The organism is Rhizobium sp. L43, from assembly GCF_002531725.1.
GTDB lineage: Bacteria > Pseudomonadota > Alphaproteobacteria > Rhizobiales > Rhizobiaceae > Rhizobium.
In genome coordinates this window covers 108406-121838 of the sequence record NZ_NWSQ01000016.1, presented here as the reverse complement: position 1 = coordinate 121838, position 13433 = coordinate 108406, and the positions used below count along the sequence as shown (strand labels likewise).

The 13433-nt window shown below is 61.0% G+C and carries 12 protein-coding genes and 2 pseudogenes; 8 read left to right on the top strand and 6 right to left on the bottom strand.

Annotated features, from left to right (window positions below; all coding sequences use genetic code 11):
* Window positions 1–141 precede the first annotated feature (141 nt).
* Entirely contained in the window at window positions 142–1239 is a 1098-nt protein-coding gene (locus tag CO667_RS21605) for a calcium:proton antiporter (protein WP_097620301.1), read from the top strand.
* A 26-nt stretch (window positions 1240–1265) separates the two neighbouring features.
* Here the strand turns inward: CO667_RS21605 and CO667_RS21600 are convergent, their stop codons facing one another.
* The 4 genes from CO667_RS21600 to CO667_RS21585 form a co-directional block, all read right to left on the bottom strand.
* Window positions 1266–2138: a 3-deoxy-manno-octulosonate cytidylyltransferase gene (locus CO667_RS21600; protein WP_097620300.1), complete on the bottom strand. Its 873-nt coding sequence runs from the start codon at window positions 2136–2138 to the stop codon at window positions 1266–1268.
* Between the two features lie 47 nt (window positions 2139–2185).
* Complete coding sequence (locus CO667_RS21595) at window positions 2186–3088, bottom strand: glycosyltransferase family 8 protein (protein WP_097620299.1); 903 nt, start codon at window positions 3086–3088, stop codon at window positions 2186–2188.
* A 244-nt stretch (window positions 3089–3332) separates the two neighbouring features.
* Window positions 3333–3593, bottom strand: a complete 261-nt coding sequence (locus CO667_RS21590) for a type II toxin-antitoxin system prevent-host-death family antitoxin (protein ID WP_097620369.1) — start codon at window positions 3591–3593, stop codon at window positions 3333–3335.
* A gap of 102 nt (window positions 3594–3695) precedes the next feature.
* The gene (locus CO667_RS21585; RefSeq protein WP_097620298.1) at window positions 3696–4898 is read right to left on the bottom strand and encodes a pyridoxal phosphate-dependent aminotransferase; all 1203 of its coding nucleotides are present in this window, start codon (window positions 4896–4898) and stop codon (window positions 3696–3698) included.
* A gap of 357 nt (window positions 4899–5255) precedes the next feature.
* Between CO667_RS21585 and CO667_RS21580 the strand changes: the two genes are divergently transcribed.
* The 4 genes and pseudogenes from CO667_RS21580 (at window position 5256) to CO667_RS21565 (ending at window position 9104) form a co-directional block, all read left to right on the top strand.
* Window positions 5256–6902, top strand: a complete 1647-nt coding sequence (locus CO667_RS21580) for a glycosyltransferase family 39 protein (protein WP_097620368.1) — start codon at window positions 5256–5258, stop codon at window positions 6900–6902.
* Window positions 6903–7136: 234 nt separating this feature from the next.
* Window positions 7137–7412 (top strand): annotated as a pseudogene (locus tag CO667_RS21575) (marine proteobacterial sortase target protein); the annotation flags it as partial.
* Window positions 7413–7590: 178 nt separating this feature from the next.
* Window positions 7591–7833, top strand: a pseudogene (locus CO667_RS21570) (class GN sortase); the annotation flags it as partial.
* A gap of 128 nt (window positions 7834–7961) precedes the next feature.
* On the top strand, window positions 7962–9104 hold the full coding sequence (locus tag CO667_RS21565; RefSeq protein ID WP_097620297.1) for a PQQ-dependent sugar dehydrogenase: 1143 nt from the start codon (window positions 7962–7964) through the stop codon (window positions 9102–9104).
* A gap of 627 nt (window positions 9105–9731) precedes the next feature.
* Here CO667_RS21565 and CO667_RS21555 read toward each other — a convergent pair.
* The gene (locus CO667_RS21555) at window positions 9732–10193 is read right to left on the bottom strand and encodes a DUF3052 domain-containing protein (protein WP_097620295.1); all 462 of its coding nucleotides are present in this window, start codon (window positions 10191–10193) and stop codon (window positions 9732–9734) included.
* A gap of 98 nt (window positions 10194–10291) precedes the next feature.
* Between CO667_RS21555 and CO667_RS21550 the strand changes: the two genes are divergently transcribed.
* From CO667_RS21550 to CO667_RS21540, 3 genes are all read left to right on the top strand, one after another.
* Complete coding sequence (locus CO667_RS21550) at window positions 10292–11182, top strand: DMT family transporter (protein WP_097620294.1); 891 nt, start codon at window positions 10292–10294, stop codon at window positions 11180–11182.
* Between the two features lie 486 nt (window positions 11183–11668).
* The gene (locus CO667_RS21545; RefSeq protein WP_003561293.1) at window positions 11669–11884 is read left to right on the top strand and encodes a cold-shock protein; all 216 of its coding nucleotides are present in this window, start codon (window positions 11669–11671) and stop codon (window positions 11882–11884) included.
* Between the two features lie 141 nt (window positions 11885–12025).
* On the top strand, window positions 12026–12493 hold the full coding sequence (locus CO667_RS21540; RefSeq protein WP_179874189.1) for a BA14K family protein: 468 nt from the start codon (window positions 12026–12028) through the stop codon (window positions 12491–12493).
* A 62-nt stretch (window positions 12494–12555) separates the two neighbouring features.
* Here the strand turns inward: CO667_RS21540 and CO667_RS21535 are convergent, their stop codons facing one another.
* Window positions 12556–13428: an oxidoreductase gene (locus CO667_RS21535; protein WP_097620367.1), complete on the bottom strand. Its 873-nt coding sequence runs from the start codon at window positions 13426–13428 to the stop codon at window positions 12556–12558.
* Window positions 13429–13433: the final 5 nt, after the last annotated feature.

Genomic DNA, 13433 nt, shown 5'->3' with positions numbered 1-13433 from the left:
CCGCGATCTGCTTTCCGGCCCCGATGTCGTTCAGTATTCCATTAAACGCCGAAGACTGCAAATAGCAGAGTGCCGCCGCGTGCTTCCCATCCGAAATCAGCGACTTAGTTAAAAGGCATGAATCGGAACGGGAGCTGAAACTTGGGCATCGCGTCACGCCTTGAAGAGGAAAAGTTTCTGGTCTTTGCACTCGTCGTCGCAGTGATCGCCACTCTTCTGGAACATACGGTCATCGAGATGGGGCGCGGCGTGGCGCTCATCGCCACCGCAGCACTGGTCGGCACCATCGTGCTCGCCTCGATCCGCGTTGCCCATCATGCCGAACTGCTGGCCGTCAAGGTCGGTGATCCCTACGGCACGATGATCCTGACACTTTCGGCCGTCGCCGTCGAAGCCATGATTCTCGCCATCATGATGAGCGGCGAAAACTCTCCCACACTCGTGCGCGACACGATCTATTCGGCCCTGATGCTCGATATCAACGGCATCCTCGGCCTTGCAGCCCTCCTCGGCGGCCTCAAGCACGGGGAGCAGCCCTACAACGACAATTCGGGCAAGACCTACGGCGTAATGATCCTCACCGCCATGGGCATTTCGATGGTCGTGCCGGAATTCGTGCCGAGCGATAAGTGGCACTATTATTCTGCCTTCACCATCGTCGCGATGATCGCGCTCTATGGTCTCTTCCTGCGTATGCAGGTCGGCCAGCACAGCTATTTCTTCAGCTACAGCTATCCACGCTCCGAGCGGATGAAGGAAAGTCACGACGAACACGGCGCCGGCGTGTCAACAGCGACCTCGATCGCCACCATTCTCATCGGCGTCGTCATCATCGGCCTGCTGGCGGAATTCATGTCGGCCTTCATGGCAGAAGGCCTGCGCGACAGCGGCGCGCCGATCGCGGTGACGGCCGTCGTCATCGCGGCGATTTCGGCCGCGCCGGAGATCCTGACCGCCTTGAGGGCGGCACTCAGGAACCGGATGCAGGCGACCGTCAACATCGCCATGGGCGCCTCGCTCTCCACCGTCATCCTGACGGTGCCGGTCATGGAGGCGATCGCGCTCTATACCGGCCAGCCCTTCATCATGGCGATGACGCCGGTGCAAACGGTGATGGTGGCGATCACGCTGATCGCCGCGGCGATCAACCTCAACGACGGCGAGACCAACGCTATCGAGGGCATGACGCATTTCATTCTGTTTGCCACCTTCGTCATGCTGACAGCGCTCGGGCTTTGAAGACGGCGCGCAACCGCCCGCGATCATCATTCCTTCGACTTTTCGAGGAAGCGCTCCTTGCGGGTTTTCGGCTTGAAGCGCCGGAAGAAATTTTCGATGGCGCGGATGGATTTGGTGACGGACATCAGCCTGTCGATCTGGCTGTTCGCATTGTGAAGCCGCTCCGACAGGACCTCGGCCGCCGTCATCGCGATCTCGATCGGCGGCACCTGCGGAAACCGTTTGGCGAGCGCCGAATAGGGGCTGGCATCGACACCGCCCATCATCGAGATCGTGCCCATCCTGGCGAAGAGACGCAGGAAGATCTGTTCGAACGTCCAGTCGTGCACGTCGAAGACCTTCCACTTCTCGCTCCTCTTTGCCGAAAAGCCGGCCAGCAGGATCTTGCCCGGCAATTGCAGGTCGGCGAGCCAGAGCGCCGTCGCAAAGCCGCTCGTCGCAATCTTGCCGATCGGATAGAGATCGCCGAGCATTTGCGTCAGATCGAGGTGGCGGGTTTTGGCGCCTTTGAAGCCGCTCTCCTCGCTGAAGTTTTCCTCAGGCGAGACGCGGATGTTGACGACGCCCAGAAAATCGTCGCCGGCAAAAAAGCGCAGCACATCCCCCACCTCGCGCCGGTGAACGATATTGGCGCCCATCACGCCGCTACGGGCAACCAGCACTGCGTGGCCGGCAAAGGGTTCGTCGAGCACCTTGTAGACATTGTTGAAGAAGACGTAGAGCGCCGTCTCCGGCAACTCGCTGCGCAGCCGCTCGAAATCGACCGCTTCGCTGTTTGCCACCAGCACGATGTGGGAATAGCGCGACAGCAGCGCCTTCCAAGCCTCCGCCGTCAAGACATTGAGGCCGCCATCTGCGGCGGTGGCCATGGTTTGCGTGTCGCTGGGAATTGATTCCATATCGGCTCACATGCACTTTCCAAGGACGATGCGCTCGGCCCGCCTCACTAGCTGTTGAAATAGGCGCGCATCCGTGCAAGCCGCGTCAGCCCGCCGATCTGCTTTCCCACATGCGAGAGGAAGCCCGCGACCCGGCCCGTCATTGACGGCTGCCTGCAGAAGGAGGCCCAGGGCGTGTTGCGGAGATCCTCGGCATAACGTTCGGCCATCCGCCGGTGCACCCAGGGAACGGTCGCCTGCCACGGCTTCTTGCGGCCGGTAAAATGAAAGATGGCCGGCCGATCGACGAAAGGCAGCAGGCCCGTCTGCGTATTCCAGCGCGGATCGAGCACCAGCCAGTCGCGATCGAAAGTGACGTTCAACGCATCCTGGTCGTTATTCTCGAACAGATGCGACCGCTCCTCGAAGATGTCCCGCGTCCTGGCGAAAAGCCCCCTCGCCCGGCAAGCCGACCAGTCGAACAGCAGCACGCCGGCATTGAAGTAGCGGCCGCCCTCGCCCACGCCGATCTTCCGCTGCCGCGCACCTGATTTCTCGGGGAAAGCCATGACGTAATCGTCGACGGCGGCAAGCGCCTTGCCCTGCAGATCTCTCGTAAAGAGTTCGTCGACGGGCGCCACCGCGAGCACATCGGCATCGAGGTAAAGCAGGCGCTCGACAGTCTCGGGAATGTGCAGATCCATATAGAGCCGCGCCAGCGTCGCGGCGGACCAGCGGCCTCGCGCCTGCCGCGCCGTCTCCGGCGTAGCATAAGGCAGCACCTTGATCGTCATGCCGTGCGGACGCGCGAAATTGCCGACCTCGGCGATCTCGTTCGGCTTGAGGTCGATGCCGAGAAGCAGGAACTCTATGCCGGCGTTGGCGAGATTGCGCTTGACGGAAAGCAGAGTGCAGCAGGCTGCCGGCAGCATGTTGACATCCGAACAGACGATGACGGCACTCTGCTGCAAAATCCGGCTCCCGAAGCGGCAAATTGAACTTGATGCCGGATATCTAGTTGGTTTGGCGTCCGCCCGCAACCGCAGACCATCCGTCCCGCCGGCACCCGCCCTCACGTTTTGAATCGGAATTCAACGACTTGCGAGGCAAAGCGGATTCAGATGCGCAGCATGTTGAATCGGAACGTGAACTTAGAGCCCCTGCACTTTCTGCTGGACAATCGCGATCACCATAGGCGTGTCGAGCAGCACATGGTCACGGCAGCGGCTTCAGAAGAAAATCTTCCGGCAAAGGATCGTCGAAGTCATCGGCAATGTACATCTCAGCCGTGGTGATCCCCTTGGAGCGAAGACAAGCCTGACCGGCTTCCAAGTCCAAACCGCCGCGTTTCTGATGCGGCACGAGATCGAATACTGGCCGGCCGTTCCGCGTCACGACAATGGTCTCGCCTCTCTCGACCTCGCGGGCAAGCTCGGTCAGGCGGTTCTTCGCATCACTGATCGAGACGGTCTTCATGAATGCAAATGTAGCCAGATGCCGCGATATCATCAACATCACTGCACAACAAAAGGGCCCGCCGTCACCGGCAGGCCCTGGGTCGCTCTGATTGCAGTCCGCTTACTTGCAGGCGCCGCAGAAGCGCTGGATGCGGCGGCAAGCCTCTTCGAGCAAATCTTCCGACGTTGCGTAGGAGATGCGGAAGTTCGGACCGAGGCCGAAGGCCGAGCCGTGGACGACGGCAACACCTTCGGTTTCCAGCAGTTCGGAAACGAAGTCCTCGTCGGTCTCGATGACCTTGCCCGAGGGAGCCGTCTTGCCGATCAGGCCCTTGCAGGAGGGATAAACGTAGAAGGCGCCTTCCGGCACTGGGCAAACGATGCCCTTGGCCTGGTTCAGCATGGAAACGACGAGATCGCGACGACCTTCGAAGATCTTCTTATTCGCAGGAATGAAATCCTGGGTGCCGTTCAGTGCTTCGACAGCCGCCCACTGGGCGATCGACGTCGCGCCCGAGGTCTGCTGCCCCTGGATCATGTCCATCGCCTTGATCAGCTGGAGCGGGCCCGCCGCATAGCCGATACGCCAGCCGGTCATCGCATAGGCCTTGGAGACTCCGTTCATCGTCAGTGTCCGGTCGTAGAGGCTGGGCTCGACCTCCACGGGCGTGACGAACTTGAAGTCGCCATAGGTCAGGTGCTCGTACATATCGTCGGTCAACACCCAGACATGCGGATGCTTGACCAGCACGTCGGTCAGCGCCTTCAGCTCGGCATGCGTATAGGCTGCACCCGTCGGGTTGGACGGCGAGTTGAAGATGAACCACTTGGTCTTCGGCGTGATCGCCTTTTCGAGATCGGCGGGCTGGAGCTTGAAGTTATGCTCCTGGGTGGCCGAAACGAAAACCGGCGTGCCGCCGCACAGCGCCACCATCTCCGGATAAGACACCCAGTAAGGCGCCGGGATGACGACTTCGTCGCCCGGGTTCAGCGTCGCCATGAAGGCGTTGAACAGGATCTGCTTGCCGCCGGTGCCGACGATCGTCTGCTCCCAGGAATATTCCAGGCCGTTCTCGCGCTTGAACTTGGCGGCGATCGCCTTGCGCAGCTCAGGAATGCCGGAGACCGGCGTGTACTTCGTTTCGCCGCGATTGATCGCGTCGATGGCGGCCTTCTTGATATTCTCGGGCGTATCGAAATCCGGCTCGCCCGCGCCGAGGCCGATGACGTCACGTCCTTTTGCTTTCAGCTCGCGCGCTTTCTGGGAGACGGCGATGGTGGCTGAAGGCTTCACACGGGAAAGAGCATCGGCAAGGAAGGCCATGATATCGGTCCTATTGGTTGAAACGGGCAGAAAGCCGGGACCGGAGTTCTGCGGTTAGCTCTATGTCCAATGTATGACGGCATTTCAAGCGCAAAGGCGTGATGGAGGCAATGATTCTTATTGATCGTTTCGCCGCACCGGCGAGGCGGCCCGCTATCCTCTTCGGCAAGGCTTGTAGCGCGCAGTCAATAATCAATCTGGGTGAATTGCTTTTTAAGGCATTGCTGATGAACTGCCGCCATGACAAAGCCGCCCCGCAAGCCTTCCAAGCCGCTGCTCGGTGAAGCCTACGAGCAGCTCCACAACCGACCGCGCCGGCGGCGAGATCCCGCTCAGCCCAACCCTCCTCTCGATCCGATGCCCGCGCGTATCGCGCCGGACGACCCGGAACTGAATCAGGCCGACGGTGAGCAATGTCAGCAGCAGACGACCTGCCGGAACATGGCTGGTCGCAACTACCTGAACCTCAACACGGCGATCCTGCTGGGGATCCTGATTGTTGCGATCGTCTTCAGGTTCCACAAGATCACCTTGCCCCTGGTCGACGGCTTCAGCTGGCGCGAGGTCAGCACCGCAATGATGGCCGACAATTTCCAGCAGCGCAGCTGGAACATCTTCTTTCCGGAGGTCAGCTGGACCGGGCCTGGGCCAAGCTATCAGGGCCGCGAATTCCAGATCGTCAGCTATCTCACAGCCTTGCTCTACCAACTCTTCGGCTGGCACGACTGGTTCGGCCGCGTGGTTGCGGCCTTCTTCGGTCTGGCGACGGTGTTTTCGCTGCACAGGCTGACGGCGCTATGCTGGGGCGAGATGCACGCCCACGCGGCGGCACTTGCCTATGCGCTGATGCCGGCGGCGATCATGATCGACAGCTCGTTTCTTCCAGATCCCGCGATGCTGGCCTTGGTGACTCTCGGCGTCTGGCTGTTCGTCAAATACTGGGCCGGCGGCAATGGCTGGCTCTTGCCGCTCGCCACGGTCAGCTTCACGCTCGGCGCGCTGTCAAAGCCACCGGGCCTCGCCGCGGGCGCCGTCATCTTCTACCTGATGGTCTGCTGGATTCTGGAGAAGAAGCGAAAGCAGCCGACCTCAGTCTTCCTGTCGGGGCTCTTGAGCCTGGCCATCATCGGTGCTTATTTCAGCTGGGCGATTTATCTCGGCCGCAGCTATCCGCCGTTTCATGTCGCCGGCACCGGCGGCTATATCTGGGAATCCGGCGTCCGGACATATGTCAGGGACAGGTTCTACTTCCAATCCGCGTGGAACACCTCGGTCTTGTGGTTCTACGGCTATCCGTTCCTGATCCTGCTCGCGGTCGGTCTGTGGATGCCGCCGAGACCCGCCGAAGACCCCAGGCAACGAACCCCTTCGGCCATTCCCTATGTGTGGCTGGCTGCGGCCATGATCGTCTATCTGGCGGCGGCGGGCGAGATCACCAGCAATGTGTGGAACTTCCACATCTTTCATGTGCCGGTCGCGATCTTGTGCGGCCGCGGCGCGCTTCTTCTGGCAACGCTTGCATCGCGAACCGTTCCATCACCGGTGGTCGTGCTTCGCTCGATCTGCATCGTGGCCGTCACGCTTGCCTGGTCGACCTTTCCCCTCGTCAGGACGATGAAGAAGCCGATCGCCATGAAGGGCAAGCTGCTTGGCGAGGAACTGGCGCGGTTGGCGCAACCCGGCGACCTCGTCGTCGCCATCGCGCCCGAGGTCGGCGATCCCGTCGCAGTCTACTACAGCAGGGCGCGCGGCTGGGTGCTCCCGCCTGGCGGAGGCGATACCGAATGGTCGAAATTCGTCGCCGATAACGCCACGGCGATCGCCCAGCTCGAGGAACTGCGCGCGCAAGGCGCGGATCTGTTCGGCGCGGCCAAGAACGCCACCGACAAACAGGACCTGCTGTTCGTCGAGCATCATGACGGGGTCATCGACTATCTGGACAAGACTGCAACCAAGCTTGTCGATTCGGATGATTTGCTGGTCTACAGGATCACCCGTCCATGAGAGCCGCGACCGCCTGAGGCATGGGTCTTGGACAGGACATGGCCTCGACCCCGGCACTTTCGCGGTGGCGGCAATCGCGTCTTTCGTCTTTTTAAATCAGAGAGATCGACGGATTTTGTCATCGCCACCAATAAGCCGCAACAAATACCGTGAGTCGCCGCAATTCGGTCGCGAGCGCGCCGAGATCGAAGCAGTATCATTCCATCTCCGAAATTGGTTATTGAGGGTGCGCCATTGTTTCTGGAAGATGAGCTTACCGTCGGGCGCATGCGAATGCGCCGGATTTCCGTTTCATTTTTTGTCGCGGTCACCGCTTTTGTTGCCTGCATCGCCGCAATAGCGGGGCTTGCCTCCGCCGCCCGCGCCGCCGAGACGCAGCAGGCATCCAACCAGCTCGCTGCACTTGTCCGGCCGAACGACGTCAAAAGCGGCTCGCCGCCGGGCTTTTATGTCGAAGCGCCATGGCTGAAGACCGACGTCGCCATCGATGTCTCCGGCCCGATCGCCAAGGCCGCCACCATGATCGCGCAGAAGTCCTCGACGGTGAACCTGACGCAGACGGCAATGCAGGCCGAGGAGCAGATCATCCGCGGGCTCACCATGCTGCTCCTGGCGCTGATGGCGGCAAGCGGGCTGGCAGTCTGGCGTCGTCGCCTCAAGGGCATTGTCTTGATCGGAGCCAAGCACGATGGTCGCTAGGCCGGCTGCAAGCCGGAATGAGGGAGCGACCGAATTCGAGCCGCTTCCGACCTATCTGGAACTCGCCCTGGCCGCCGCCACGGCCCACGATGTGCCGAAGGCGCGACGAAGGAAAGGTTTTTTCCTCTGGCGCCTTTCCTCGACCGAACGGGCAATAGCCTTTGCCATTGCCGGTCTTGCCCTTTACGGCCTGGCGCTGATCGGCGACGGCTTTCTGCTGAAGGCGAAGGCTGGACTGATCGACCAGGCGACGGGTTCCGTTCAACCGGCAAACACAAAGCCGTTATTGCAGACCGAATGAGGTTGAAGCTATCCCCTGCCCGCTCCACGTTCGCACTGGAGAGACGACGGGGAAACAAGATGAAGAGACTGTCCGCCTTCCATTTCGCAGCAGCGCTGGCCCTCTTCAGCGCTGTATCCGCCGTTGCCGCCGATACTGTCAACACGCAGGGCCCGACCGTCCGAGTCGACAAGCTCGCCGACGGGCTCGAGCATCCCTGGGCGGTCGAAATCCTGCCCGACGGCGCCTATCTCGTCACCGAGCGGCCCGGCCGCATGCGCATTATCCGCGACGGCAAGGTCTCCGATCCAATCGCCGGCGTTCCCAAGGTCAGCGCTCGTGGCCAGGGCGGCCTGATGGACGTGGCGCTCGCTGCGGACTTCGCCAAGAGCCGCAAGCTGTATTTCACTGCCGCCATCGCCACTGGGCAGGGCTCCGGCACCGAAGCCTTCAGCGCCACGCTTTCCGCTGACGAGAAGAGACTGGACGCCGTCACGCCTGTTTTCACGATGCGGCGCTTCACCTCGGGCAACATCCAGTATGGCTCGCGCATCGCGATCGCTCCCGACGGCAGCCTGTTCATCAGCGTTGGCGACCGTGGCGACCGCGACCGCTCGCAGGACTGGCGGGACGACGCCGGCTCGATCATCCACATCAACGCCGATGGCAGCATCCCCGCCGACAATCCTTTCAAGGACGGCGGCAAGGCGCTGCCGGAAATCTGGTCGAAGGGCCACCGCAATCCGCAGGGTATCACCTTCGATATCAAGGACGGCAAACCCTACACTGTCGAACACGGTGCGCGCGGCGGCGACGAGATCAATCAGCCCGAGGCCGGCAAGAATTACGGCTGGCCGATCATCACCTACGGCCGCGATTATTCGGGCGCCGAGATCGGCGAAGGTACCGCCAAGAAAGGGCTGGAGCAGCCGCTGCATTACTGGGATCCGTCGATCGCCCCTGGTGCGCTCGCCGTTTATCGCGGCGCCATGTTTCCGGAATGGGACGGCAATTTCCTCGTCGCGGCGCTGAAGTTCCAGTTGCTCTCGCGCATGCAGCGTGACGAGAGCGGCGCCTTCGTCGCCGAAGAGCGCTTGTTCGAGGGCGAATACGGCCGAATCCGCGATGTCATCGTCGCGCCCGACGGCGCGCTGCTGATGGTGACGGACGAGGATGACGGATCACTGCTCAGGGTCTCGCGCGCTGAGGCCAATAACGGCTGAGCGCGCACGGCGATGATGGACGAATGGCTGAAGACGGGGACGGCGACACTTCGCTGGAACGGAACGCCGTGATCGACTTGTTCCCGAAACCGGGAAGCCAAGCACGGGGCAGCTATTTACAGCTGTACTCCCAGATGAAGTATTGAGGATGCCTAGCCTCGGGATCTTTGTCTTGTTCCGGATCCCTGCTCAGCCAAATATTTCCGAGCGAGGAAACGCCGTTCTGACAGCTGCCTTTGATCAATTTCGCCACCATCTGGAAAACTTGCAAATGCCGGTCCCGAAACGACATCTCCGCCAACGGGCCAATATATTTTTCTCCGTTGTGAGTGACTTCGATTCTTCGATCCTTGGCGCCTAAAGCAGTGACGGTATAATTGAATTCCGAGCCGCTAAGCTGTGTTGTTCCACTATCCCCAGTGTCGCGGGCACTCGCGGGTTCTATGGCAACTATTAAAAGCCAGCACAACAGGATATACTTTAAATATCTAATATGCATTAGAATCGCCCACCTATATTCGACCGGACAATACGGCCTTCCGTCGTTTACACAATCGGCAATTTGGGCGGGCTCTTCGCGCGGATGGTGCGTTGGGACAGTGCCGGAAAACGGCAACGGCTGAGACGTCAAAATGCGCCGCGCAATTCCTTACGGATGACGAATTTCAGCCCGGACCAGACTTCGTCGACAGCGCAGACCTTGACGTCGACCAGACCGGTCGGCAGCAGGATTTCCCGAAGCACATCCTCGGTGATATCCGTCGGCATGCGTGAACTCTTCTTCGGCCAGGAGATCCAGACCATGCCGTCCGGTCTCAAGGCGCGGAAGAGCACAGGCGCGGCCGCTTCCAGTGCCGTGCGCTCAGTCGCAAACAGATGCACATAATCGAAAGCCCGCTGTGGCGTCTCGGGAAGCACGTGGACGATCGAAGCAAAACCGTCGAAACCGTGGATGCCTTCGATCGTTTTGGGAATGCCGAGAAGGGCGGCCACTTGTCCGCGCGCAAGGCCGAGCTTCTTGGCGAGCGGCGTACCGGAATAGCCTGCCGTCCTCAGCGTCGTATCGCTGGCCCGTTCTTCGCCTCGCATGCTTTCACCTCCATCGTCAGGTGTGAAGTCTTCACCCTTGCCTAGGGGAAACGCAACTGCTAACCGCTTGGGCACATCCCTTCCCCATCGAGGACGACATGACGCGCGCTCAGGCGAACCTCCTCCTATTGCTTGCGGCCGCCATCTGGGGCGGCGGTTTCGTCGCGCAATCGACGGCAATGAAGGCGATCGGCCCCTTCTGGTTCATCGCCCTGCGTTTTGCCGTCGCCACGTTGGCCGTGCTGCCTTTCGTTCTTTTTGAAGCGCGCAAAGCCACGGTGAGGACAAGCCGACGCCATGCGAAACTCTATGTCCTGACCGGCCTTGCCCTTTTCAGCGGCGCAGCCACACAGCAGGTCGGGCTGCAGACGACGACGGTCACCAATTCCAGCTTCATCACCGGCCTCTATGTCGTCTTCGTGCCGCTGATCGCCGTGTTCTTCCTGCGTCGTGCCCCGCATTGGGTCATCTGGCCGGGCGCGCTGATGGCTGCCGCGGGTATCTATCTCCTGTCCGGCGGTCATCTCTCGGCCCTCACATCCGGCGATCTCCTGACCGTCGTCTGCGCCGTCTTCTGGGCCATCCAGATCACCCTTGCCGGCACGACCGTGTCTGCGACCGGAAGGCCGCTCGCGCTCTCGGCCACGCAATTCGCCGTTACCGCGGTCTGCGCGCTCGCCATTGCCGCAGCCGTCGAACCGATCACCCTATCGGCGATATGGGCCGCAGCACCTGAGATACTCTACGTCGGCATCTTCTCCTCCGGCCTCGCCTTCGTGTTGCAGGTAGTTGCCCAGCGCTACACCACGCCCTCGCAGGCCGCGATCTTCCTCTCGTCCGAGGCATTGTTCGGCTCATCACTCGCCGCCCTTCTGCTCGGCGAGACGATGCCGGCGACAGGCTATGCAGGTTGCGCGCTCCTGTTTACCGCTATGCTTGTGGTCGAACTCGTGCCCGGGCTCGCCCGGCGGCGCCTGCCGGCCGCCTGAACACGCGTCCAAATATGGGTTGGTCACGCATCCGAGAAAAATTTGTCGGAGGCGTGAAGACGCGCTCACGTTGCATTTTTGGGAAAATCTGCTCGGAACTTATATTGCAGACGATATAAAACGTTAATCATTCCCTATCTTCGAAGAAAATTTTGCGTTTTTGCGCAAATTGGGTATCCGCAGGGGTTTGCCCCACACGGCAGGCTAAAAACTTTTGCTTGCCAAAATCCTTTAAACGCAGCACTCTCAGCGCGTTCGGGCATTTTGCGAGCATGGGAAGTCCTTAAGTATTTGCGCGCCGGGAACGCCAATTATCCCGGTCAGCCGGTTCCGAAAATGGCGGGCGAAAGTCCTGCCTGGGACAGGCCGAGGTAGAGGGGACCTTTTTCTCACATTTCAAGAATTGCCTGCCCACACCTCCTGCAAGGAGGCAATGCTATGATGCTGCCCGTGTGGATGGCGGGCAGAGAGAAAAGGACCTGACGCATGGCCGAGACTGGCACTGTAAAATTCTTCAATACCGACAAAGGCTTCGGCTTCATCAAGCCGGACCGGGGCGGCGCCGATATCTTCGTTCACATTTCTGCCGTTCAAGCCTCCGGGCTGGCCGGTCTGACGGAAAACCAGAAGGTAAGCTTCGACACGGAGCCGGATCGCCGTGGCAAAGGCCCGAAGGCCGTCAATCTGCAGATTGCGGGCTGAACCCTTAACAAGGCTGTCGAATTCGAGTTGAAGCCCGGCAGCGATGCCGGGTTTTATCGTTCAGCCTTCGTTCAGCTAAAAATCTGTACGTCTATGACCATCGAGAAAGGAGCCGGCGTTCGGTTCCCGGGATTAGGATTTATGCCAATGAACAGGCTCGCCAAGACTCTTCTGCTGACGGCAACCGCTGCGGCGCTCACGCTTTCCGCCATTGGTGAGGCGTCTGCCCGCGACCGCCATTGGCGCCATCACAACGGCAACGACGCGCTCGTCGGCGGCGCCGTCGGCCTCGCGACCGGCCTGATCGTCGGCTCGGCCATTGCCAATGCCAATAACGGTCCGGTTTACGAAGAGCGTCGCTACATCGACCCGGCTTATGAACCGGATTACTACGAGCCCGCTCCGGTCTATCGCGCCCCGCGCCGCGTCTATGTCGAGCAGCCGCAATATGTCGAGCAGCCGGGATACTACGCGCCGGTCCGCACGTCAGTCGAGCCCTGGTCGCCGCAATGGCAGCGTTACTGCTCGTATCGCTACCGGTCCTTCGATCCGCGCAGCGGCACCTATATCGGCAATGACGGCCGCAGCCACTTCTGCACCGCCGGCTGATTCCTCGACCATTCCTGATACGAAGCGCCGCTTTTCAGCGGCGCTTTTGTTTTTAGCTCCGTTCAGCCCGCCTTCTGTTCCCGGGGCGTCAGCTCCGCCTCGCCATCCGGCTCGAAATCGGTCGAGACACTGACGGCACGCCATTCCCGATCAGCTTCGATACGCCCGGCATCCGCTTTCTCGACATTGCGCACGGCATCGCTGCCGAGCAGCAGCCGAAGCGGCGGCGCATCGAGCCCGGCGATATGGATGACGACCGCAGCCGCTTTGGCAGGATCTCCGGGCTGGCGACCATTATACTCACGCTGGAAGCGCACGGTCGCGCCGACCGTCTCCGCATAATCCTGCCGCCCTTCGGCAAGCACCGTCGAGGCGCCGGCGAAATCGGTTCTGAAGCCGCCGGGCTCAATCACCGTCACTTTGATGCCGAATGGCGCAACCTCTTTCGACAACACCTCGGAAAAACCCTCGACAGCGAATTTCGCCGCCGAATAAGCGCCGCGCCCGGCAGGTCCGATCCGGCCGCCGACGGATGAGAACTGAATGATATGCCCCGCCCCCTGCCCGCGCATCGGAGCGATGACTGCCTTGGTCATGATGATCGTGCCGAACAGGTTGGTCTCGATCTGGGCGCGGAAATCGGCAAGGCAGGTATCTTCGATCGAGGAGACATTGCCATAACCGGCATTATTGACAAGCACGTCGATGCGACCGAACCTCTTCACACCAGCCTCGACCGCGGCCGCGGCCGCCGCCTCGTCCGTCACGTCGAGCGCCAGCGTCAGAACCTGGCCGCCATACCGCTCGGAAAGATCGGCAAGCTGGGCAGGATCGCGCGCCGTCGCCACCAGATTGTCGCCAGAGGCCAGAACCGCCTCCGCCAGCGCCCGGCCGAGACCGCGCGAACTCCCCGTAATCAACCATACCTTCGACATCGGAA